This is a genomic window from Rhizobium sp. NFR12, assembly GCF_900108545.1.
In the GTDB taxonomy this organism is placed as follows: domain Bacteria; phylum Pseudomonadota; class Alphaproteobacteria; order Rhizobiales; family Rhizobiaceae; genus Neorhizobium; species Neorhizobium soli.
The window spans coordinates 1,421,650-1,442,715 of record NZ_FNWM01000001.1 but is presented as its reverse complement, the minus strand read 5'-3'; the positions used below and the strand labels follow the sequence as shown (position 1 = coordinate 1,442,715).

Below are 21,066 nucleotides of genomic sequence, written 5' to 3'. Positions count from 1 at the left end.
TTAGTCGCTGCCTTGCTTTTTTCTGTGTTGATATTCCAGCCGGCATTCATCGAAACCAAGAGGCACCCGTGAAAACTCCCCTCGTCATCTTCGATCTGGATGGTACCCTCGTTGATACCGCGCCCGATCTCATCGATAGCCTCAATCACACGATTGCCGCGGCCGATCTGCAGCCTGTCGCCTATGAGGACATCACCCATCTCGTCGGCCAGGGCGTGCGGATGATGATCGCCCGCGCCTTCCACCTGCGCAACACGCCGCTCGACGACGAACTGGCCGCGCGGCTTTTCGATCGCTTCATGGCGCATTACAAGGCGAATATGCCGGGCAAGAGCAAGGTCTATCCGGGTGTCATCGACTGTCTTGATCGCCTCGCATGTGCAGGCGTCCGGCTTGCCGTCTGCACCAACAAGCTGGAAGAACTGGCGCTGCCGCTGATGCACGGCCTTGGCCTTGCCTCGCGTTTCGACGTCATCACCGGCGGAGACACGTTTGCGGTCCGCAAACCCGATGCCGGGCATATTCTCGGCACGATCGAGAAGGCAGGCGCCGACCCGGCATGCAGCATCATGATCGGCGACAGCATCAACGACATCCTCGCCGCGCAAAATGCAAGGATTGGTTCGATCGCCGTCAGCTTCGGCTATTCCGACGTCCCGGTCGTGGACCTCAACGCTGACATCGTCATTGATCACTTCGACGATCTGACCGTCCAGGTCATCCGGCAGATGATCTGAAGTCGATACGAACGAAAACGGCGGCTCGAAGGCCGCCGTTTCCAATTGGACGTCAAGATTTTCAGCTTTAAGCCGAACGTGCCTTCGTGGTTGCCTCGAATGCCTTTCTCACGGCCGCGTCGCGATCGTAGACGTCGTCGAAATACTCGACCTTTCCGTCCTTGTTCGGCCATGCGGTAAAGTAGGAAACGTAGACCGGGATCTTTGCGGTCACCTTGGCCGCAACGTTTTCACCACCGGCGATCCGAGCATCGACCTCCTGCTCGGAAATGCCGAGGACGGCCGCAGCCATCTTGCGCGGCTCTGCAAGTCTCACGCAGCCATGGCTGAGCGCACGCATGTCACGCTGGAAGAAGCTCTTCGAAGGCGTGTCATGCATGTAGATCGCATGGGCGTTCGGAAACAGGATCTTCAGGTCGCCGAGAGCATTGTCGCTCGACGGAGGCTGACGGACCGAGACGTTCTGGGTCGAAGTGTACCAGTTGACGCTGCGCGACGGCACCGCCTTGCCATTGACCGCGACTTCATAGCCGAGACGATCGAGATAGGACGGGTCCGCGCGAAGCTTCGGCAGCATCTCGTTGACGATGATCGACTGCGGCACGCCCCAGTATGGGTTGAACTCGACAGTCTCGATCTCGTCCTGGAAGAAGAACGTCTGATGCGCCTTCGATCCCACAACTGTGCGCATCGAGAACTGCTCGGCGCCGTTCTCGTTGTAGTAAACGCGGAATGCAGGCTGGTTGATGAACACGTAGCGCTGACCGAGATCGCTCGGCAGCCAGCGCGCCTGTTCCATGGCGACCACAAGCTTTTCGATCTTGTCCTGCGACGTATGGCCGACCATCTTGCGAACGGTCGCCGCACCGATGACGCCATCGGCCTTCAAGCCTGCTTCGCTCTGGAACGCCTTGACCAGATCGACCAGCTCGGGCGTGTATTCCGGCGTCTGCTGGTAGCTCGCAAGCGTCGCTTCGTGCTTGGTCTTCAGCGCATCGGACCCCGAATGCTGGATCGCCGCCACAACAGCTGACAGATCAGGGCTGCTGTTGCCCGGCTTCAGGAGCAGATTGTCCGGGAGCTTCACGGCGGTCGCTTCACTCGCAGCTTCAGCACGCAGCCTGACAAGCTCGGCTTTCAAAGCCGTGAAATGCCGATCCTGCGGAGCAAGGCCTGCAAGATAGGCGCCGGGTTCCTGACCTGTCGCCAGGAAAGCCATGACGCCATTCAGATCGACGGTCTTCAGCTTGAAGTCGTGGAATCCGGAGATCTTGTTCGGATCGATACGCCCGCGCGTCATATCCTGCGCAAACAGCAATGCCTTGGCAGACAGAGCAAGCTCGAACTGCATCAGATCGCGGTCGTGACCCTCGGCCGGACCGGCGGCAGGTGATGCTACGGCAGGCGTTTCAGCCGTGGTGGTAGCTGTGTCCGGCGTGGCAGCGACGGGTGTGGCGGTTGCCGCTTCCGGCGCCGCGGCGGAGGGGGTTGCGGGGTCGACACTGGCCTCGGCTTCAGCCGACGCAACCGGCGCTTCGGCCGGCGCGACGCTGGCGGTCGTCAGGTTCGGAACCTTCAACGCGTAGTCGGCGGGATCCAGACCGAAGTCGGCGGCCTTTTCCAGCACGCTGATCAGCGCCCGCGCATGGTCGTTGACATCGCCGCCGGAGACCCAGAGCGGAGCTGCGTTCTTGCTGTAATACGCTTCGAGTGCGGACGCGATCGCAGACGGGGCCGATACCTTTGCCTGCGCGATCAGCCGGGTCGCATCGGTCGCTGAGGCCGCAGCAAAGCCTGCGGTCTGCACGGCCCGGCTGGCATCGGCTTTATACGTATAGTAGCGGGGTCCGGACACCTTCGGCAGCGGCTCGGGATCGGCCAGCGCCTTTTCGGTGGGAGCAACAGTCGTCACACCCGGAACGCCGTTGTCGGCGGCGCGGCTCTTGCCAGGGCCGCCTTTCAGGAAATCCATCAGGGTCAAGGCGTTGGCGGGGCCGGCCAGGACGGCAAAGGCCGAAATTCCGGAAACCAAAGCCAGAGCGAGCGAAGTCTTTTTGGTATCTTGCGGCAATTTTGTCCCCGTCATTTCCACCCGCTTGCAAATCTGCGGGATCAATTCGTGCAGCCCGCCATCTATCCGATCGCGTGGCCTGTGGAAAGAAACGCCCGAGCGCACACAAAGCCGGATCTGGGCGGCAAAGCATACGCGAACGCCGGCGAAGATTAAGAAATTATTCGTTAAATTTTCACCAATGGGTAACCTAGTTTATTTGGCCGACCATTGTTCCATCGGGCACAATTCCACGCGGCGTGACCGAAATGGCACGCGGACACGGTCACAAATCGACCCCGGCTGCGCTTGAAGTCACCCGGTAATGGTATAGTAATGCCGGCGCCGGTTTCGTGCCCGGCACGCGATAGTTCGCCCGCGTTCGCGGGCATGGGAGACAGAGGCGACACGATGACCACAACGCGCACCGAAACCGATACTTTTGGCCCGATCGACGTGGCCGCAGACCGCTACTGGGGCGCTCAGGCGCAACGTTCGCTTGGAAACTTCAAGATCGGCTGGGAAAAGCAGCCGCTGGCCGTGGTCCGTGCGCTCGGCATCGTCAAGCAGGCCGCAGCCGTTGCGAATATGGAACTTGCGGGTCTCGACCGGACCGTCGGCAAGGCGATCGTCGATGCCGCTCAGGAAGTGATCGACGGCAAACTCAACGATCATTTTCCGCTGGTGGTCTGGCAGACTGGTTCCGGCACCCAGTCGAACATGAACGCCAACGAAGTGATCTCCAACCGGGCGATCGAAGTCCTCGGTGGCGTCATGGGCTCCAAGAAGCCTGTGCACCCGAACGACCACGTCAACATGAGCCAGTCGTCGAACGATACGTATCCGACGGCCATGCACATTGCCTGCGTCGAAACCATCGTCCGCCATCTCCTGCCGGCGCTCAGGCATCTGCATGAGGCTCTGGAAGCCAAGGTGAAGGCGTTTGCCCACATCATCAAGATCGGCCGTACCCACACGCAGGACGCGACGCCGTTGACGCTCGGCCAGGAATTTTCCGGCTATGCGGCGCAGGTCGCGTCCGCGATTGCCAATATCGAGCTGACGCTCCCGGCGCTCTCCAAGCTTGCTCAGGGCGGCACTGCAGTCGGCACAGGCCTCAACGCCCCGGTCGGCTTTGCCGAAAAGGTCGCCGACGAAATCTCGAAGATCACCGGCCTGCCCTTCGTGACGGCGCCGAACAAGTTCGAGGCGCTCGCTTCACACGACTCGATGGTGTTTTCGCACGGCGCGATCAATGCGGCCGCTGCGGCGCTGTTCAAGATCGCCAACGACATCCGCTTCCTGGGCTCCGGTCCGCGTGCCGGCCTTGGCGAACTGTCGCTGCCGGAAAACGAGCCGGGCTCGTCGATCATGCCGGGCAAGGTCAACCCCACGCAGTCGGAAGCGCTCACACAGGTCTGCGCCCACATCTTCGGCAACCATGCTGCCCTCACCTTCGCCGGCAGCCAGGGGCATTTCGAGCTGAACGTCTACAATCCGATGATGGCCTACAACTTCCTTCAGTCGGTTCAGCTGCTCGGTGATGCTGCCGTTTCCTTTACCGACAACTGTGTCGTCGGCATCGAAGCGCGTGAAGACAATATCCGCAAGGGCGTCGAAAACTCCCTGATGCTGGTCACCGCGCTGAATTCCAGGCTCGGCTACGACACCTGCGCGAAGATCGCCAAGACCGCGCACAAGAATGGCACCACCCTGCGTGAGGAAGCCGTTGGCGGTGGCTATCTGACGAACGAGGAGTTCGATCAGTATGTCCGTCCGGAAAACATGATCGGCCCCAAGTAAATCGGTCGCAATAGCGATGACGGGGTCGGTCAACCGATAGGCCCCGTCGTCAAGATTACATCCGGAATGAGCTAGATCGAACCATATGTTTTGCTCGTATGGCAAGCTCAGCCAAGATTTGCACTTTCACGCAATATAACATAGAATCATAATTAAAATAACGCGTACAAAATTGCGCAAATACAAACTGCTCTTAATTGTTTTCCAATATTCGTCACATATAAATTTATCCACACAGTGGATGAGGTCTAGTGGGGGTCGTCGATGACGACGGGTGTGGCGCCGAAGGCGCAATCCAGTGATTTGATCAGTCAAGTCATATACGCAATTCGGGCGATGGGGGTCGCTTCGATACCGCGTAATTATCAGCTATTCTATGAAGCTTACATCGGCTCCAACCCCGAGCTGGCACAGGATCTTGCGGCGCTGGGCTCACGCGCGACGCAAGAGGAACTCGACGACCTTTCTGCCCGGCACCTGGGAACGGGTCAGGTCGATGTCATCGAGAAGGCGCATGACCGCATCTTGACGGAGCTGGACTCTGTCTTGAAGCTGTTGCGTCAGGAACAGGCGTCGCTCGAAAGCTACAGCCGTCTTCTTGGCGAGACCGCCGTCCGTATCAATGCCAAAAGCAGCTTTTCGAGCGAGCTGATCCGCAACGCCGTCAGCCTCCTCAACGATGCCACCGGTGACAAGATCGCGCAGGGCGAAAAGACCGCCGGCGACATGGAGCAGCGCTCGCAGGAGATGGATCAGGTCCGCCGCGAACTCGACGAGTACAAGCGGATCGCCAATACCGATTCCCTGACGCGGCTTTCCAACCGACGGGCCTTCGACGAGCGCCTGGCAACGATCTTCGACCATGCGCCAAGCCTGCCCGTGACCGCGCTGGTCCTCGCCGACATCGACAACTTCAAGAAGATCAACGACAGCTACGGCCATCCGGTCGGCGACAAGATCCTGTCGACCGTCGCTTCGGTCATCCGTTCGAACGTCCGCAAGGAAGTCTTCGTCGCACGCACAGGCGGCGAGGAGTTTGCGATCATCGTTCAGGGCAACACACCCGACGAGGTCATGATCATCTGCGAGAGGGTGCGTCGTGCTCTCGAAACGCGCGCCTTCCGCAATTCCCGCTCGGGCATCAACTATGGGCCAGTCACCATCTCGCTCGGATACTCGATGGCCTCGCAGGCAGCCGATCCGGGCGATCTCTACGCCCGCGCAGACACGGCGCTCTATCATGCCAAGAACTCCGGACGAAACCGGACCGTGTTCTATGAAGACAGCATGACCAAGGATTACGTCAGCAAGAGCTGGCTGATCTACAAGAAGTGATCGCCTGCTCTCACCACATCGTCTTGGCGGCACGGTCCGCCCAGTCGCGGTCATAGGTCTCCTTGTCGAAGTCGGCCTTTGCCGCCTTCAGCAAGGTGCCGGGCGTCGGAAGGGTCTTCGGATCAACAAACCGAGCTGGGTTCCACAGTTCCGACCGCATTAGCGCCCGCGCGCATTGGAAATAGACCTCGTCGATAGCAATCACCGTCACGCTGCGCGGGTGCTTGCCGTCCATCTCGAAGCTTTGAAGCAGTCCGGGCTCCACCGACACCACCGCGCGACCATTGATCCGCATCGTCATCGTCGAGCCCGGCACGAGAAACATCAGGGCGACCCGCGGATCTCGAACGATGTTGATCAGCGAATCGATGCGGTTATTGCCACGCCAGTCCGGAAGCGCCAGCGTCCGCTCGTCCTCGATCCGCACCACCCCGCCGAGATCGCCGCGCGGCGAGCAGTCGATCCCTTCCGGCCCGACGGTTGCCAGCGCCACGAACGGTGACGCCTCGATCATCTGCCGATATTCGGCCGTCAGGAAGCGGGTCACCTTGGCAAGCGATGCCTCGCTGCTGTCGCCATAGATCGCCTTCAGTTCGTCGACCGTCGTGATAACCGTCATCTTGCTGCCCCTTGCGCCGCGTCCTGTGCGGCCGCCCGTCGTTCCCGTTCGCGCGCCGTTTTGGCGGCGATGATGTCTGCCGGTTGCGCATTGCCTTTGATTAGCGAACGGCCGGCATAGATGCCGCCGACCTGTTCCAGCGCAAACCGTTCGCGATCGATCTCGCGGAATTCCTCGACCATCTGAAGCGCCGTCTCGTCGGCCTCACCCAGAGCGCGCAGAACCTCGCCTCCGAAGCTCAGCGCCGAATCGTAGGTTTCGCGGATCTGGTAATCGACGCCGGCCTTCAGCAGATCGATCGCATGACCGCGGTCATAGGCGCGGGCAAGAACCGGAACGAGCGGGAACTCTTCCTTGACGATCTCGGCGATCTTCAGCGCCGCTTCCTTGTCGTCCACACAGATCAGGATCGCCCTTGCCGTCGCCGCACCGGCTGCATGCAGGATCTCGGGTCGAACACCGTCGCCGTAATAGACCTTGAAGCCGAAATCGCCGATGTCGCGGATAAACTCCGCATTGCTGTCGATGATCGACAGCGTATAGCCTCGCGCCAGAACCGGCTGGCTGACGATCTGTCCGAAACGCCCGAAGCCGATCAACAGCACCGTATTTTCGATATTCTCTGGCTCGGCCAGACCGCTCGTATCCACTTCCGGCTTCGGCGCGGTGCGCACGTAGATCGCAACGACCAGCGGTGTCACCGCCATGGAGATGACGATCGTCGCCGTCAGCACGGCATTCGTTTCCGAATCGAGAATGCCGACGGAGGCCGCCGCCGCGTAAAGCACGAACGCGAATTCGCCGCCCTGCGCCATCAGGATCGCACGGCCGAGACCTTCGGCGTGGGACGTGCCGAGCAGCCTTGCGACCCCGTAGATCACCAGCCCCTTGACGATCATGTAGGCGATCACGGCCAGAAGCACATGCTGCCAGTTGGCGGCAATCACCGACAGATCGACCGCCATGCCGACGCCGAGGAAGAACAGACCGAGCAGGATGCCGCGAAACGGCTCTATATCGGCCTCAAGCTGGTGCCGGAAGGATGATTCGGAGAGAAGAACGCCGGCGAGAAACGCCCCCATCGCCATCGACAGACCGGCAAACTGCATCAGCAGCGCCGATCCGAGCACGACGAGCAGAGCCGCGGCGGTCATCACCTCCCGCGCACCGGAATTGGCAAGCAGCCGGAAGAACGGGTTGAGCAGGTATCGCCCGGCAAGAACGAGTGCGGCAAGCGCTGCAAACCCGATGCCGACCGATTGCAGCCGCTCGGTCCAGGATACGGCCTCGCCCTGCGCCGCCAGGAGGGCGACGATAGCCAGCAGCGGCACGATGGCGAGATCCTCAAACAGCAGGATCGCAACGATATGCTGGCCCTTCGGCGTGTGCAGATGGTTGCGCTCATGAAGCATCTGCATGACGATTGCCGTCGAGGTCAGGACGAAGCCGGTGCCGGCGACGAAGGCGACAGGCGCCGGATAACCGAAGCCGATCCCGACAGCCATCAGCAAAACAATACAGGCGCACACCTGCAGTGCGCCAAGCCCGAAAATATCCTTTCGCATGCTCCAAAGCCGCGATGGCTGCATTTCCAGTCCGATGACGAACAGGAACATGACGACGCCGAGTTCGGCAATGTGCAGGATCGCCTGCGGATCCGAGACAAGCTTCAGTCCAAAAGGCCCGATCGCCAAACCGGCGGCGAGATAGCCGAGCACGGATCCGAGACCGATCTTCTTGAAGAGGGGTGCCGCAATAACCGCTGCCCCGAGAAGCGCGACGACCTGAACCAGATCGCCCGCATTTGATTCCGCTGCCACCCCGACAATCCCCTTTGTTTTCGCAATCGCTTTAGCGCGGCTGCGTGACACTATCGCGGCTCAGTCCCTTGGCCGCCAGATCATTTTCGTAACCCTGGAAAAGCGCGTCGCCCTCGGTCCCGAGCTCGCGCAGATAGCGCCAGGTAAAGATACCGCTGTCATGGCCGTCGTCGAACGCGATGCGGACCGCATAATTGCCGGTCGCGACCACGTTGCGTATGCCCACAAGGCGCTTTCCCGGTACCGTCACCTTCTGGTCCGGGCTGTGGCCCTGAACTTCTGCGGAAGGCGAGAGCACGCGCATCATCTCGGCGGACAGGGCGTAAGACGCACCGTCTTCAAAGCGCACGGTCAATGTTCTCCTGTCCGGCGAAACCCGCAATTCCATCGGCCAGCTGTCGTTGGGAACGTCAGTCATGTTTCTCTTCCAATTTGAATGTCTCACGATTATGGACTTCGCTCATGCCTCGCAAGCCCGTTCGCCGTGAACGGTCCATCATCACGTTAAGGAGTACAAACCTTGACGTTGCCCCGGATCGGACCCAAGTTCTGGCGTCAGGAGTATTTACCCGTGAATTCATTTGTCATACCGCCACTGACTGCCGGCCCTGCCGCGACCAACGCACCGATGATCGACAAGTTTGGTCGCGCGGTCACCTATCTGCGTGTCTCGGTCACGGATCGCTGCGACTTTCGCTGTACCTATTGCATGGCGGAAAACATGACGTTCCTGCCGAAAAAGGACCTGCTGACGCTGGAAGAGCTCGACAGACTCTGTTCGGCCTTCGTCGCAAAGGGCGTCCGAAAGCTTCGGCTAACCGGCGGCGAACCTTTGGTGCGCAAGAACATCATGTATCTGGTCCGCTCGATCGGTCGCCACATCGAAGAGGGCAATCTCGACGAGCTGACGCTGACGACGAACGGCTCGCAGCTCGCCCGCCATGCACAGGAACTCTACGATTGTGGCGTGCGCCGCATCAACGTCTCGCTCGATACGCTCGATCCCGACAAGTTCAAGGCCATCACGCGCTGGGGTGACTTCTCCAAGGTCATGGAAGGCATCGATGCGGCGCAGAGGGCGGGCTTGAAGATCAAGCTGAACGCGGTCGCGCTCAAGGATTTCAACGAATTCGAGATCGCCGACATGCTGCGCTTCGCACATGGGCGTGGGATGGACCTGACGGTCATTGAGACCATGCCCATGGGCGAGATCGAGGAAGACCGCACGGACCGCTATCTGCCGCTGTCGAAGCTGCGCGCCGATCTCGAGCAGCAGTTCACGTTCACCGACATCCCTTACAAAACCGGTGGCCCTGCCCGCTATGTTGAGGTCGCGGAAACCGGTGGCCGCGTCGGCTTCATCACGCCGATGACGCATAACTTCTGCGAAGGCTGCAACCGCGTCCGCCTGACCTGCACCGGCACGCTCTACATGTGCCTCGGCCAGAACGACGCTGCCGATCTTCGTGCTGCCCTGCGCGCATCGGACGATCCGGCCGTTCTCTCGGCGGCGATCGACGAAGCGATCTCGCGCAAGCCGAAAGGCCACGACTTCATCATCGACCGCAACAACCGCCCGGCGGTGTCGCGGCACATGAGCGTCACCGGCGGGTGATGCAAACGAAGCAAAGCTCAGATGTGAAAAGAGCCGGCTTGAGCCGGCTCTTTTCATTTTGGGACTGCAGCGATCGTCTCAGGCGACGTCGCGCCGCTGCTGATCGCGCCGGTCATAACTCCCCATGCCGTACTGTTCATGCGGTTCGCGGGTCTTGAACCGCTCGATCTTTTCGGAAAGAACGCCGACCCGTTGGCGCAGGCCGTGGATCTCGGCATTGTTTTCTTCCACCATCGCGGCGTTCCGCTGGGTGATGTGTTCCACTTCCTGAACGGCGCGGGTGACTTGGCTGATCCCCGTCGACTGTTCCTCGGCAGCATCGGAGATCTGCGTCACCAGTTTGCGCACGTCGGTCACATGGGCGATGATCTGCGAGAGCGCGCCACCTGTCTCTTCAACCAGGTGCACGCCATTGGTCACCTGGGCGGAACTTGCCGAGATCAGCCCCTTGATTTCCCGGGCAGCGCCTGCGCAGCGTTGCGCCAGTTCGCGGACTTCCTGCGCGACCACGGCAAAACCGCGACCCGCCTCACCTGCGCGTGCGGCTTCGACACCGGCATTGAGCGCAAGCAGGTTGGTCTGGAAGGCGATCTCGTCGATGACGCCAATGATCGTTGCAATCTTCTCCGACGACCGGCTGATCTCGCCCATGGCGCCGACAGCGCGTGCCACGACCTCGCCCGAACGCAGCGCAAAAGCTTCAGTCTCGTTGACGGACGTCGAGGTTTCGCGAGCGCTCTGCGCTGTTGCGCGGACGATGTCGCCGAGATGGCGGAGCGCACGCGAGCTCTGCTCGAGTGCTGCCGCCTGCTGCTCGGTGCGCCGGGCAAGGTCGTCGGCGGATGCCGCAAGATTGCCGGTGCCGCCTTCGATCTCGTCGGCCGTGGAACGGACGTCGGCAAGCGTGCCGCGCAACTCTTCGACAGCGCGGTTGTATGTGCGGGCCATCTCGATGAAATCCTCGGGCAGGTTTTCACCCATGGTCTGCTCCAGGTCGCCTTCGGCAAGCTGGCCGAGAACGCTCGAGAGAGCGGTCAGCGCCTGACGCTGTTCGGCGGCAATCCGGGCACGTTCGCTTGTGCGGCGGTCCGATTCGGCGCTCGAAAGCTCCCGTGCCGACGTCGCCTCTTTTTCCAGCCGGATATTCTCCAGCGCCGAATCGCGGAACACGCTGACCGAGCGCACCATGTCGCCGATCTCGTCGCCCCGCTCGCGGCCTTCGATCGTCACATCGAGATCGCCATCGGCCAGACGCTTCATGATCTCGGTGACGCGGCGCAAAGGTCCGCGCAGCGTCTCGACCAGCATGAGGCCGCCGGCGATGGCAAGCAGCGTGCCCGCCACCATGGCGATCACGGAAACGGTGGCCGAACGCTCGCTGTCCGCCTTGCCGACCTCCTGCGCCTGCGCCACGAAGTTCTTGAGGCCGGCCATGCCTGCCGTCAACGTTTCTGTCGCCTTCGTGCGTGCCGCAGTCCATTCACCCGCGTTGACAATCGTCGTCGCCGTGCTCTTGTCGAGCGCGCTCAGCAGTGTCGCAAGGGTCGGTCCAAAGTCGCGGGTGGCGGCATTGCGTGAATTGAGTTCGGAGACTTTTGCGCTTGTTGCCCTCAGCGCCACGATGTCGGCAATGATATGCGAACGTGCTTCATCGGTCGGCACCGTCATGAAACGCTCGGCATGCAGCTGCATCGCGTTCGAAATCTGGAGCGACTGGTCGATCTGGTCGAGAACGCTCTTCAGCACTTCCACCTCGCCTTCGAGATCGACGAAACGCTCGGCTGCGTCACCGGATTTCTTCGTCACTTCGGCGGCAAGTTCCCCCTGCGGTCTCATGAAGGCACTTGTCGCAATGCGCAGAGCCTGGGCCTTGTCGGCAACCGGCTTGTCGCTGGCGATGACGGCCAGAAGCTGATCGGTCGACTGCTCGATCGGCGCCATGGCCGCCTTGCCGTTGGACGACAGCATCGGAGCGACGATCGCGAATTCCTTTTTCAGAGTGTGGCCGTAAAGCTCCGCGCCCTTGACGGTGGCTTCGTCGGTTTCGGAGGCCCGCACGGCATTGCGCAGATTTTCCAGCCGACGCGCGACGGATCGATACGCGTAGGCTTCAAACAGCTGCCGCTTGGCGAATTTCTCTTTGCCGTCAAACTGTTTCTGGATGATCTCGACCTGCTTGTCGACGCCGTTGGAAGCATCGCGCACGCCTTTGAGGATCTGATTGATCTCCTCGACATTGCGCTTGCGCATCTGTTCGATCGCCCACAGCCCATCCGTGTCGGCCGAGAGCTTAGCCGCAAGCTCGCGGACAACGGCTATCCGGTTACGGTCACCCTCGGTCTGCAACAGCCCTTGCAACCGGCCGACGCCGTCAGCCTGACGCGCGATACTGGACCGCAGGGTCGCGACGGTCTGATCCGACGGAGCCTCGGTGAATGCCTGAAGCGATGACTGGAGATCTTCGAAATCGCCGATATTTTCGATCGTGGCACGCGTCACGGTCATATGACCGTTCAGCGTTTCGGCCGTATAGAAGCCAGCCATTCCCACGCCTGCAATGAGAAGCACCAGTGGCACGACGAAGAGAAGAACCTTGGTGACAATTTTGCGTCTTTGAAGCAGACGATCGACGAATGACATGGAACCCCCGGGTTGTTGAGTAGCCCCCGGCTCCGCTGTTCATTCGCGGGTTATCCAGCAAGCGCCCCCACGTCATGCGGGTAACATTGCTGCACACAATCTGCAAATTCGGTTGAACAAGCGTTAACTCAAGGATGTCCGAGTTGCGATTTCGCAAGAACGGGGACATGTGGCTGCTGGCGGACCGTTTGAAGCTGCGTTAAGACGGCGCGGTCCCGAGGAGACATCATGAGTCTGTCCGAAAACGCACGCGGCGCCCTGGTTATGGCGTTCGCCATGGCGGCATTTACCTTCAACGACGCTTTGGTCAAATCCGTTACGTCAGAGCTCAGCATTGCACAGATCATTGCCGTGCGCGGGGTCATGACCACAACCCTCGTCTATTTCATCGCGCGCCACCTTCGCGCGTCGATTTCGCTGAAAACGCTGAGCCATCCCCTCGTCCTTTTGCGAGGATTTTGCGAACTCGGCGCCACCCTTGCGTATTTCACCGCGCTCGCCCGGCTCGAATTTGCCACCGCTGCCTCCATCATGCAGTCGCTGCCACTGGTCGTCACGCTCGGCGCAGCACTCATTTTTCGTGAACCGGTTGGCTGGCGGCGCTGGAGCGCGATCGGGGTCGGGCTCGTTGGCGTCCTTCTCATTCTACGCCCCGGCGCGGAAGGGTTTTCGGCGGACGCTGTCTATCCGCTCATCGCTTTATGCTTCACCGCCTGCCGCGACCTGACGACCCGGCGGATCAGCGCCGAAATCCCGACCATCAGCATCACCTTTTTCACGAGTTTCGCCAACACGCTTCTCGGCATTATCCTGATCGTGCCGATGGGTGGCTGGCAACCGGTGAGCGCCGGCACCTTCTCCGTTCTCGTCCTGACATCGCTCCTCGTTTTTGCGGGTTATCAGACCGTGATCATGGCGATGCGCACGGGAGAGGTCTCGTTCGTGACGCCGTTCCGCTACACGAGCCTGATCTGGGCTCTGGCGATCGGGATCCTGTTCTTCGGCGAGGAGCCGAGCGGCAGCATGCTTGCGGGAGCGGCAATCGTGATCGGCTCCGGTCTCTACACGTTCGCGCGCGAAAAGAAGAGGAAGCAGCAGGTCGCGACCGCCGCCGACGTCGCCCCGCCCGGCTCCACGCAGACGAGAGAAACGGGCCGATGATAACTGCCTCAAACGATCTCCCGGCTCTCATTCTCGCCGGCGGCCGATCCAGCCGGATGGGGCAAAACAAGGCTGATCTGCCGCTCGCCGGAAAGACGATCCTCGGCCATGTCGTCGATCGGCTCGCGCCTCAGGTGATATCGATCGTTCTGAATGCGCCCGAAGCCCCAGAGAATATTCGCGGGCTACGTCTCGTTCCCGACTTGAGACCGGGCCAGGCCGGCCCGCTCGAAGGCGTCCTGGCCGGTCTTTTCGACCTTCAGGCGCAGGACACCGATGCGTCCCATCTGGTCACGGTCCCCTGCGACAGTCCGTTCCTGCCGCTCGATCTGGTGGCACGTCTCGAAGCCGACGCTGGCCCTGAAACCATTGCCGTCGCTACGTCGGATGGTCGTACGCATCCCGTTTTCGCGCTCTGGCCGAAGTCGATCGCCGACGACCTCGAAAAATGGCTTGTTGATCCCGACAACCGTCGCCTCAGGGCATTTCTGGATCGCCATTCGACGGTCTATGTGGATTTCCCAATTCTCGACATCGGCGGCGAAATGCTCGATCCTTTTCTCAATATCAACACTCCGGAGGATCTGGCCTTGGCCAAGCGCTTCACCGAGGCTCTGAGATGACAGTGCCGCCCCGTGTCTTTGGAATTGCAGGCTGGAAGAACTCCGGCAAGACCGGCCTTGCCGTGCGACTGGTGACGGAGTTCACCCGCCGCGGCTACAAGATCTCGACGATCAAGCACGCCCACCACGATTTCGACATCGACAAGGTCGGCGCCGACTCGTTCCGGCACCGTCAGGCTGGCGCGCATGAAGTGACGATCGTCTCCGGCACCCGGTTTGCAATCATGCACGAGCTGCGCGGCGATCCGGAACCCAGTCTGCAGGGCGTTCTCGATCGTATCGCGCCCTGCGATCTGGTGCTGATAGAGGGCTACAAGCGCGAGCCTGTGCCCAAGATCGAGGCCCGAAGGCTCGAATCGAAAAGCCGCGAGCCACTGGCTCCGACCGATCCGCACATTGTTGCCATCGCTGCCGATCATGCGGTGGAGGGTACGTCCCTGCCCGTCTTCGATCTCGACGACACGGTCGCCATCGCGGATTTCATCGCGGACGTCGTTTCTCTCCCACAGAAATGAAAACGCCCGGATAAACCGGGCGCTCTCTGATCAACTCTGGTGAACCGTACTATTTCGACGCAACCGGCTTTACCAGCGCCGTGATGCGGCGGATGGTGACGCGGCGGTTTTCCTGGTTCGGTCCGTCGGTGCGAACCTTCAGGTAGCGTTCGCCGTAGCCCTGGGTCGCCAGGTTTTCGGGCGGGATGCCGTAAGCGTCGGTCAGAACGCGGGCAACGCTTTCCGCACGCTCGTCGGACAGGACGAGGTTGGCATCATCCGCGCCGACGGCGTCGGTATGGCCTTCGATCAGGAAGGTTTCAGCCGGGTCCTTCTTCAGCACCTGGTTGATCGCATCCGCAACCTTGCGCAGCGAGCTTGCCTGGTTCATCGGAATTTCGGCACTGCCTGTGGCGAAGGTCACCGTATCCAGGTCGATACGACGAACCTTGTCGCGGATACGGGCCGAGTAGCGAACTTCGTCCAGCGAATAGACGCGCTCGACCTGTTCGACCGGCGGCTGTTCGAGGAACTCGTAGTAGTTCCGGTCAGGCTCCGACGACGTGTCGATAATGTAGTCGTCGAGCGGAACGTCGAGACGCATCGGCGGCAGATCGTCACCCGGATCGCGCCAGGTATAATCTGCACCGCGGTTCTGTTCCGACAGTTCCGGAGCATAGTAGAGAACGTATTCCTCGCCCCCGCGCACGATACGCGACCGCTGGACGATCTCGCCGTAACGGTTGCGCACGGTGACGATCCGGGTGCCGTCGTCGCGCTCGATCACTTCACGTACACGACCATCGCGCAGACGCTCGTATTCCGGCTGGCGACCGTCTTCTTCGTAGAAGCGGCGGCTGTCATCGTGGCGCACGACCGACTGGTTGTCGATCGAGATGATCACGCGGCCACGATCCCTGCCGCGATCGTTACGACCGACGTCCTGGCCGTCCTGACCGCGATAATCCCAGCCACGCGGGCGATCGAACTGCGGACGACGGTCGAGCCGTTCGCCGCGCTCTTCGGACAGTTCGCGGAAATTGCGCCTCTGGTCGGCTGTCTCCCGAGTGTTGGACTGGGAATCAGCGTCGGAACGTGGCGGTGCACGATCGGCCTGCTGGGCATCGCGGTCGCGGTCGCGGCGCGGACGCTCACCATCGCGGTCCGGACGACGCGGACGTGCATCTTCCTTGGCGCTGTCGAGCACCGCTGCACCGTTTTCGACCGGCAGGGTCGGCTGTTCTCCGCGCTGCGCAGACTTCGGATCCTTCGCCAGTTCCTTGGCGCGCTCCACCTTGTCAGGCGTATCGGCAACCTGCGGCGGCCGCGGACGGCCGTTTGCGGGCTGATCTGTCTCCGGCTGGTTGCGATCGGCCTGGTTGCGATCGGGACGATCACGGCCGGGCTCGTTCGGATTGGCCTGATCGGCATCACCCGGGCGACGGTTGTTCTGGTCGCGGTCGGCTGGGTTACGGTCAGCCTGATTACGGTCTGGGCGAGCCGCGTCTGGCTGCGCTGCGGTATCCGGACGGGTCTGGTCGCGCTGGTTGCGATCCTTGGCGTCGCGCGGTGGCGTAGCCCCGTTCTCAGCGTCGGTGTCGCGAGCATTGCGTTCCGCAGCCTTCGGATCAACCTTGGGGTCGGCCTTCGGATCTACCTTGTTGCGATCGCCCTGCGCGCGCGGACGCTCAGGCGACTGTTCATCACCTGCCTTTTCGCGCTGCGGACGAGCCTGATCCGGATCGGCCTGGTCTGGCTTTGCACGATCGGCCTGTGCCTTTTCAGGCTTGGCCGGCTTTGCATCGTCCGGCTTTGCCCTGTCGGCAGCATCGGCCTTGGACGGATCGGCGCGGTCACGGGATGGCTTCGGGCGCTCGCCTTCGGCATTGGAACGGTCCGCTGCAGTCGGACGCTCCTTGGCATCGCTTCCCTGCGCTTCACGGCGCGGGCGTTCGCCTGCTGCAGGTGCATCCTGCTGACGCTCGGCATCGCGGCGCGCTGGCTTCTTCTGCTCGGGCTCGCCCTGTTCAGCCTGCGCGCGGCGTGCTGGACGCTCGCTTGCGCCGCCGTTGTCTTCAGCCTGCTGGCGACGCTGCGGGCGCTCGCTGGCACCGCCACCGTCTTCCGCGGCCTGGCGACGCTGCGGCCGCTCTGGCTTGTCTTCGCCCTGGCCTGCTTCGCTCTTTTCGCGGCGCGGACGCTGCGGCTTTTCGCCACCACCATCTTCAGGCGCGATGACTTCCTGCTGAACCTGGATGAAACCTGGTACCGAGGCCGGAGCCTGGTTGACTTCAATGGCGGCCTTCAGCGGCATGGCACCAACCGGCTGCAGCATCAGCGGCAGCGACAGCACCGGCGCAGCCACGCTGGCAAACAGTCTGAATTTTTTAGACATGCAATCTTCCTCTTCTCAAGCGTCTCTTCCCTTGGCGCATCCCGTATTATGCATCGTTCGAAAGAATGACCTCGGGCTGACGCGCCGGCTGAACGGGTATTCAACCGATATGGTTCCGCAAAGACTGTTCCCAACCACATGAATGACAACTGAATGCCGCGTTCACCTCCCTCGAGGTGTCATGGGGCAGGAAAATGCCGTTGCAATTTCCCGTTGGCCGGTATCTATAAAACGTCAGACGGGGCGAGCTGGCCTTAAGCCCCGCAACCCGGATGGCGTATGAATTCAACGCCGCCGGTCTTGCCAACAGAGAGGATCATTATGACCATGTCCCGCCTTTTCGCAGCTGCATCCATCGCGGCTGTATCGCTTTTCGCCGGATCCGCGCTTGCCCAGGAAAAGCTCACGATCGGCACCGAGGGCGCTTATCCGCCCTTCAACGTTCTCGAATCCAACGGCAATCTGACCGGTTTCGACATCGACATCGCCAAGGCGCTGTGTGACGAAATGAAGGTCACCTGCACCTTCGTCACCAACGACTGGGATGGCATCATCCCGGCGCTGCAGTCGAAGAAGTTCGACGCCATCATCGCCTCCATGTCGATCACGCCGGAGCGCATGCAGCAGGTCGCCTTCTCGAAGAAATACTACAACACCCCGCCGGCCATCGCCGTGCCGAAGGATTCGCCGCTGAAGGATGCGTCCGCGGCCTCGCTCAAGGGCAAGACGCTCGGTGCACAGGGTTCGACCACCCACTCGAACTACACCGAAAAGCATTTTCCTGATTCCGAACTGAAGCTCTACCCGACGTCTGACGAGTACAAGCTCGACCTCACCAACGGCCGCATCGACGGCGTTGTGGACGACATCGTTGTCCTGTCGGAATGGGTGAAGTCCGAAGCCGGCAACTGCTGCAAGATCCTCGCACCGCTCCCGGTCGATGCTGAGATCAACGGCGAAGGCGCCGGCATTGCCGTGCGCAAGGACGAAACGGCACTGGCCGACAAGTTCACCGCCGCGATCGCCGCGATCCGCGCCAACGGCAAATACGCCGAAATCAACAAGAAGTATTTCGACTTCGACGTGTACGGCGACAAGTAATCGTCTATACGCCGGAATATGAACGGCGGAAGGCTTGCCCTTCCGCCGTTTTCCTTTTTAATGACACCTATGACTGAAGCGGCGCCTTAAAAGCCGCATGGGGAACGAACCGGAATGACCCTATGAGCGGATGGCTCTCCGCCCTCTTCGATACGCTCGACCCGTTTTGCGGCCCGGCCGGCATCTTTACCTGGCTCGGCCAAGGTTCCCTGATTGCCTGCGGCGACGCCGGATGGGGCGACGAGATCGCCTTTGGCGTCAAGGTCACGATCACGCTGGCCTTGGCGACCCTGCCGGTCGGCCTCGTCATCGGCTTTCTGATCGCGCTCGCAGCACAGTCGGAGGAACGGCTGCTGCGGCTGGCCGCCGGCATCTACACGACGATCTTCCGTGGCCTTCCCGAGCTGCTCACGCTGTTCATCGTCTACTACGGCGCCCAGATCCTTCTCCAGACAGTGCTGTCGACCTTCGGCTATGACGGCCGCGTCGAGATCAACGCCTTCGTCGCCGGCATGGTGGCGCTTGCGGTCGTGTTCTCCTCCTACTCGTCGGAAGTGCTTCTCTCTGCCTTTCGCGCCATCCCGCGCGGCCAGTATGAGGCCGGTGATGCGCTTGGCCTTCGTCGCTGGCGCACGATGTTCCTGATCGTCCTGCCGCAGCTCATCCGCATCGCGCTACCGGGCCTCACCAATCTCTGGCTGATCCTTCTGAAGGATACGTCCTATGTCTCGGTGATCGGCCTTGCCGATATCATCCGCCAGACAGGCATTGCCGCGCGCGTCAGCCGCGAGGCGTTCTTCTTCTACACCATCGCCTGCCTTCTTTATCTGGCGCTCGCGATGATCTCCTCATTCGGGCTCGGCTTCATCGAACGCTGGGCCAAACGCTCGGGAGTATCGCGATGAGCTTTGTGAAAGAGCTGATACCGGCACGCCCGGCGCCCGCCGTCGCCGAGAGGCCGCTCACCGCCGCCAAGGTCACCGGCATGATCGTGCTGGTGCTCTGGGGCCTGCTGGCGGTCGCGCTTGTCATGATGGTGATCAACGGCTGGGATACGGCCAAGTTCGAGCGATACGGACCGCGCTACCTGAACGGCCTGTGGACGACCATCTCGATCGTCGGCATCTCCATCGTTCTCGGCGCGCTGCTTTCGCTGCCGATCGCGTTCGCCCGCATGTCGAAGAACCGCGTGCTCAACACGATCGCCTACGCCTACGTCTATCTCTTCCGCTCGACGCCGCTGCTCGCGCAGCTCTTCCTGATCTATTACGGTCTCGGCAGTTTCAGGGCGGAACTCGAATCCGTCGGTCTCTGGTGGTTCTTCCGCGAGGCCTGGTATTGCGGACTGTTTTCGCTGACGATCAACACGGCCGCCTACCAGGCGGAAATCCTGCGCGGTGCCATCGAAAGCGTCCCGCGCGGCCAGCACGAAGGCGCCGCGGCGCTGGGCATTTCCAAGCGCATCACGCTGCGCAAGGTCATCCTGCCGCAAGCCCTGATCGTGGCACTTCGCCCTTACGGCAACGAGGTGATCCTGATGATCAAGGGCTCCGCCGTGGTCGCCATCGTTACCGTTTTCGATCTGATGGGCGAGACGCGCTACGCCTTTTCGCGCACCTTCGACTACCAGACCTATCTCTGGGCGGCGATCTTCTACCTGACGATGGTGGAAGCACTGCGGCACCTCTGGGCATTCATGGAAGCCCGCCTGACCCGTCACCTGAAACGCTAGTCCAGATTGCCAAACGGCGCTCAGCCCCTTAAAGCGCTTCGCAACGAAAAGGATGATGGCGATGACGAAGATCGACGAGGAAGCTCTGGCCGAGGCCTACAACCGCGCATTGGCGCTGGAAAAGGCCGGCGATATCGACGCGGCCGTGAAAGCCTACGAGGACGTTCTGGCAATCGACCCCGAGGATCACGGTGGCGCAGCCGTGCGGATCGCCTCCATGGGTCGTGGCGAAACGCCGCCGAGAGCGCCGGACGCCTATGTCGAAACCCTGTTCGACCAGCATGCCGAAAGCTTCGAAGACATTCTTGTCGAACAGCTCGGCTACGCGGTCCCCGTCATCCTGCGCCAGCGTTTGCAGGAGCTGAACCTTGGCCCGTTCAAGCGCATGCTCGATCTCGGCTGCGGCACCGGTCTGACCGGCGGTACGCTGCGCGACATGGTGGACGACATCACCGGTATCGATCTCTCCGAAAACATGGTCGAGATCGCCCATGAGAAGGACCTCTACGAAACGCTTTACGTTGCGGAAGTCGAGGATTTCCTTGACGATAACGACGACGAGCCCTTCGACCTCGTCACCGCAACCGACGTTCTTCCCTATCTCGGCGCGCTAGAACCGCTGTTCTTCGGTGCTGCCGAAAACATGGTGCCGGGCGGCCTGTTCGCCTTCTCGTCCGAAACGCTCCCCGCATCCGACACCACCCCCTACCGGGTCGGCCCCCACCAGCGCTTCGTCCACTCGGAATCCTACATCCGCTCGCGGCTTGAAGAGACCGGCTTTACGGTCGTGGAAATGACCGAAATCAATGTGCGGATGCAGGACGGCAACCCGAGCCCGGGCCATCTGGTGATTGCGAAGTTGAAGGGCTGAGCCCCTAAACTGGACGGTTCGTCGAGTCATATTGACATTACGTATAAGTTGCGCAAATCTTACCAAATCA

At 61.3% G+C, this 21,066-nt stretch carries 17 protein-coding genes; 11 read left to right on the top strand and 6 right to left on the bottom strand.

Annotation, left to right across the window (positions count from 1 at the left end):
* The first annotated feature begins 68 nt into the window (after positions 1-68).
* Complete coding sequence (locus tag BLW69_RS06935; RefSeq protein ID WP_092660805.1) at positions 69-737, top strand: HAD family hydrolase; 669 nt, start codon at positions 69-71, stop codon at positions 735-737.
* Between the two features lie 67 nt (positions 738-804).
* Here the strand turns inward: BLW69_RS06935 and BLW69_RS06930 are convergent, their stop codons facing one another.
* Entirely contained in the window at positions 805-2,808 is a 2,004-nt protein-coding gene (locus BLW69_RS06930) for a L,D-transpeptidase family protein (RefSeq protein WP_244508757.1), read from the bottom strand.
* 390 nt (positions 2,809-3,198) lie between these two features.
* Here BLW69_RS06930 and fumC point away from each other — a divergent pair, with 390 nt between their 5' ends.
* Positions 3,199-4,590 carry a class II fumarate hydratase gene (gene fumC, locus BLW69_RS06925; RefSeq protein WP_062456547.1) on the top strand — a complete coding sequence of 464 codons (1,392 nt, stop codon included), beginning with the start codon at positions 3,199-3,201 and terminating at the stop codon, positions 4,588-4,590.
* A gap of 264 nt (positions 4,591-4,854) precedes the next feature.
* Positions 4,855-5,925, top strand: coding sequence for a GGDEF domain-containing protein (locus BLW69_RS06920; protein ID WP_062456544.1), 1,071 nt, complete (start codon positions 4,855-4,857; stop codon positions 5,923-5,925).
* A gap of 10 nt (positions 5,926-5,935) precedes the next feature.
* Here the strand turns inward: BLW69_RS06920 and BLW69_RS06915 are convergent, their stop codons facing one another.
* From BLW69_RS06915 to BLW69_RS06905, 3 genes are read right to left on the bottom strand one after another with little or no spacing between them, the layout of a single operon-like run.
* The gene (locus BLW69_RS06915) at positions 5,936-6,544 is read right to left on the bottom strand and encodes a pyridoxamine 5'-phosphate oxidase family protein (RefSeq protein WP_092660801.1); all 609 of its coding nucleotides are present in this window, start codon (positions 6,542-6,544) and stop codon (positions 5,936-5,938) included.
* On the bottom strand, positions 6,541-8,364 hold the full coding sequence (locus tag BLW69_RS06910) for a monovalent cation:proton antiporter-2 (CPA2) family protein (RefSeq protein ID WP_092660799.1): 1,824 nt from the start codon (positions 8,362-8,364) through the stop codon (positions 6,541-6,543). Before BLW69_RS06910 ends, BLW69_RS06915 begins: the two co-directional genes overlap by 4 nt.
* 31 nt (positions 8,365-8,395) lie before the next feature.
* Positions 8,396-8,782: a gamma-butyrobetaine hydroxylase family protein gene (locus tag BLW69_RS06905; protein WP_092660797.1), complete on the bottom strand. Its 387-nt coding sequence runs from the start codon at positions 8,780-8,782 to the stop codon at positions 8,396-8,398.
* Positions 8,783-8,992: 210 nt separating this feature from the next.
* Here BLW69_RS06905 and moaA point away from each other — a divergent pair, with 210 nt between their 5' ends.
* The gene (moaA, locus tag BLW69_RS06900) at positions 8,993-9,979 is read left to right on the top strand and encodes a GTP 3',8-cyclase MoaA (protein ID WP_092661124.1); all 987 of its coding nucleotides are present in this window, start codon (positions 8,993-8,995) and stop codon (positions 9,977-9,979) included.
* A 78-nt stretch (positions 9,980-10,057) separates the two neighbouring features.
* Here the strand turns inward: moaA and BLW69_RS06895 are convergent, their stop codons facing one another.
* Positions 10,058-12,619 carry a methyl-accepting chemotaxis protein gene (locus BLW69_RS06895; RefSeq protein WP_092660795.1) on the bottom strand — a complete coding sequence of 854 codons (2,562 nt, stop codon included), beginning with the start codon at positions 12,617-12,619 and terminating at the stop codon, positions 10,058-10,060.
* Between the two features lie 228 nt (positions 12,620-12,847).
* Here BLW69_RS06895 and BLW69_RS06890 point away from each other — a divergent pair, with 228 nt between their 5' ends.
* From BLW69_RS06890 to mobB, 3 genes are read left to right on the top strand one after another with little or no spacing between them, the layout of a single operon-like run.
* Positions 12,848-13,780, top strand: a complete 933-nt coding sequence (locus tag BLW69_RS06890; protein ID WP_092660793.1) for a DMT family transporter — start codon at positions 12,848-12,850, stop codon at positions 13,778-13,780.
* On the top strand, positions 13,777-14,403 hold the full coding sequence (gene mobA, locus BLW69_RS06885; protein ID WP_092660791.1) for a molybdenum cofactor guanylyltransferase MobA: 627 nt from the start codon (positions 13,777-13,779) through the stop codon (positions 14,401-14,403). The genes BLW69_RS06890 and mobA overlap by 4 nt, the downstream gene beginning before the upstream one ends.
* Positions 14,400-14,918: a molybdopterin-guanine dinucleotide biosynthesis protein B gene (gene mobB, locus BLW69_RS06880; protein WP_092660789.1), complete on the top strand. Its 519-nt coding sequence runs from the start codon at positions 14,400-14,402 to the stop codon at positions 14,916-14,918. Before mobA ends, mobB begins: the two co-directional genes overlap by 4 nt.
* A gap of 49 nt (positions 14,919-14,967) precedes the next feature.
* Here mobB and BLW69_RS06875 read toward each other — a convergent pair whose 3' ends face one another.
* On the bottom strand, positions 14,968-17,292 hold the full coding sequence (locus tag BLW69_RS06875; RefSeq protein ID WP_092660787.1) for an OmpA family protein: 2,325 nt from the start codon (positions 17,290-17,292) through the stop codon (positions 14,968-14,970).
* A 321-nt stretch (positions 17,293-17,613) separates the two neighbouring features.
* Between BLW69_RS06875 and BLW69_RS06870 the strand changes: the two genes are divergently transcribed.
* The 4 genes from BLW69_RS06870 to BLW69_RS06855 all read left to right on the top strand — a co-directional run bounded on the left by BLW69_RS06870 (position 17,614) and on the right by BLW69_RS06855 (position 20,996).
* Complete coding sequence (locus BLW69_RS06870; protein WP_175487245.1) at positions 17,614-18,393, top strand: ABC transporter substrate-binding protein; 780 nt, start codon at positions 17,614-17,616, stop codon at positions 18,391-18,393.
* Positions 18,394-18,515: 122 nt separating this feature from the next.
* Positions 18,516-19,298, top strand: a complete 783-nt coding sequence (locus BLW69_RS06865) for an ABC transporter permease (protein ID WP_092660785.1) — start codon at positions 18,516-18,518, stop codon at positions 19,296-19,298.
* Entirely contained in the window at positions 19,295-20,125 is an 831-nt protein-coding gene (locus BLW69_RS06860; RefSeq protein WP_092660783.1) for an ABC transporter permease, read from the top strand. The genes BLW69_RS06865 and BLW69_RS06860 overlap by 4 nt, the downstream gene beginning before the upstream one ends.
* Positions 20,126-20,180: 55 nt before the next feature.
* Positions 20,181-20,996: a class I SAM-dependent methyltransferase gene (locus BLW69_RS06855; protein ID WP_092660781.1), complete on the top strand. Its 816-nt coding sequence runs from the start codon at positions 20,181-20,183 to the stop codon at positions 20,994-20,996.
* Positions 20,997-21,066 lie beyond the last annotated feature (70 nt).

Excerpts from the sequence above, each read along its gene's own strand:
- BLW69_RS06915 (WP_092660801.1), bottom strand. The coding sequence starts at position 6,544 with ATGACGGTTATCACGACGGTCGACGAACTGAAGGCGATCTATGGCGAC.
- BLW69_RS06875 (WP_092660787.1), bottom strand. The coding sequence starts at position 17,292 with ATGTCTAAAAAATTCAGACTGTTTGCCAGCGTGGCTGCGCCGGTGCTG.
- BLW69_RS06905 (WP_092660797.1), bottom strand. The coding sequence starts at position 8,782 with ATGACTGACGTTCCCAACGACAGCTGGCCGATGGAATTGCGGGTTTCG.
- BLW69_RS06920 (WP_062456544.1), top strand. The coding sequence starts at position 4,855 with ATGACGACGGGTGTGGCGCCGAAGGCGCAATCCAGTGATTTGATCAGT.
- BLW69_RS06865 (WP_092660785.1), top strand. The coding sequence starts at position 18,516 with ATGAGCGGATGGCTCTCCGCCCTCTTCGATACGCTCGACCCGTTTTGC.
- BLW69_RS06895 (WP_092660795.1), bottom strand. The coding sequence starts at position 12,619 with ATGTCATTCGTCGATCGTCTGCTTCAAAGACGCAAAATTGTCACCAAG.
- fumC (WP_062456547.1), top strand. The coding sequence starts at position 3,199 with ATGACCACAACGCGCACCGAAACCGATACTTTTGGCCCGATCGACGTG.
- moaA (WP_092661124.1), top strand. The coding sequence starts at position 8,993 with ATGATCGACAAGTTTGGTCGCGCGGTCACCTATCTGCGTGTCTCGGTC.
- BLW69_RS06860 (WP_092660783.1), top strand. The coding sequence starts at position 19,295 with ATGAGCTTTGTGAAAGAGCTGATACCGGCACGCCCGGCGCCCGCCGTC.
- BLW69_RS06855 (WP_092660781.1), top strand. The coding sequence starts at position 20,181 with ATGGCGATGACGAAGATCGACGAGGAAGCTCTGGCCGAGGCCTACAAC.
- mobB (WP_092660789.1), top strand. The coding sequence starts at position 14,400 with ATGACAGTGCCGCCCCGTGTCTTTGGAATTGCAGGCTGGAAGAACTCC.
- BLW69_RS06890 (WP_092660793.1), top strand. The coding sequence starts at position 12,848 with ATGAGTCTGTCCGAAAACGCACGCGGCGCCCTGGTTATGGCGTTCGCC.
- mobA (WP_092660791.1), top strand. The coding sequence starts at position 13,777 with ATGATAACTGCCTCAAACGATCTCCCGGCTCTCATTCTCGCCGGCGGC.
- BLW69_RS06870 (WP_175487245.1), top strand. The coding sequence starts at position 17,614 with ATGACCATGTCCCGCCTTTTCGCAGCTGCATCCATCGCGGCTGTATCG.